At 34.3% G+C, this 1,302-nt stretch carries 1 protein-coding gene; it reads left to right on the top strand.

The window, feature by feature from the left end; all coding sequences use genetic code 11:
* Positions 1-160 precede the first annotated feature (160 nt).
* Positions 161-1,144, top strand: a complete 984-nt coding sequence (locus tag BIV60_RS25500; RefSeq protein WP_071358511.1) for a proline dehydrogenase family protein — start codon at positions 161-163, stop codon at positions 1,142-1,144.
* Positions 1,145-1,302: the final 158 nt, after the last annotated feature.

Genomic DNA, 1,302 nt, shown 5'->3' on the forward strand with positions numbered 1-1,302 from the left:
ATGTTCGAATTTGTATGTATTAATATAAATATGTTTGATACGGTAAAAAAATAAAACGCTACCAATTTGCAGAAAAAAATTATTTTACAAAAATTTATTAAATCATTTTTATGAAAAAGCAATGCTATAATGAAACTAAAAAGAGCAAGGGGTAATTGCTATGTTAAGAGACTTTTTTATCGGCTTATCGCAAAATCAATTTTTAAATAGTGCAGCGAAAAAGTATGGCTTAAAAATGGGAGCCCAAAGTGTTGTTGCAGGTACAAATATTCCGGAAGTCATCAAAAGCATTAAAGAATTAAATGCACATGGAATTTCTTGTACGGTTGACAACTTAGGGGAATTCGTTTTCAAAAAAGAAGAGGCTACTGAAGCGAAAGAACAAATCCTTAATGTTATTGAAGCGATTCATGAAAATAAAGTGGATGCTCATATTTCCTTAAAACCAACACAACTTGGTCTGGACATTGAATATGATTTTTGTTTAAGCAATTTACGGGAAATCGTCCACAGAGCAAACGAATATGGAATCTTTATTAACTTTGATATGGAAGATTACGGTCACTTACAACCTTCTTTTGATCTTTTAGACGAGCTTTCAAAAGAATATGATAATATTGGAACTGTTATCCAAGCATATTTCTTTAATGCACAAGAAAACCTTGAGCAATATAAAAACTACCGTTTGCGTATTGTAAAAGGTGCTTATAAAGAGCCTGAAGAATATGCTTACCAAGATAAGAAGGATATCGACAAAAACTTCGTAAAACTAATCGAGTGGCATCTTCTAAACGGAAAATTCACATCTATCGCAACACATGACCACCGTGTCATTAATCATGTCAAGGAATTTGTGAAAAAGAATGACATTTCAAATGATAAATTTGAATTCCAAATGCTTTATGGATTCAGAAAAGATCTTCAATTGAATTTAGCAAGTGAAGGCTACAACTTCTGTACGTATGTGCCATTTGGAAGCGACTGGTATGGATATTTCATGCGCCGTTTAGCGGAAAGACCGCAAAACTTAAATCTTGTCGCGAAACAAGTATTTAATAAGAAAACAAACACAATGATTGGGTTGGCAGCCAGTGCATTTGTATTAGGAAGAATGACTAAAGGCGGCAAGAAGAAACGTAAATAATTGAAAAAAGACCTGTACTTCCATCCGGAATGTACAGGTCTTTTCTTTATGAGATAAGAAAAAAAAATCGGTTTCGAGAATTGTCCAGCTCCAGCGCCTAGCCCCTCGAGGTTACAAGTCAATCCGTCCAAAAGGTTAAAGAACAACCTTTCGGCCGG

It is taken from the genome of Bacillus sp. MUM 116 (genome assembly GCF_001866655.1).
Taxonomy (GTDB): domain Bacteria; phylum Bacillota; class Bacilli; order Bacillales; family Cytobacillaceae; genus Neobacillus.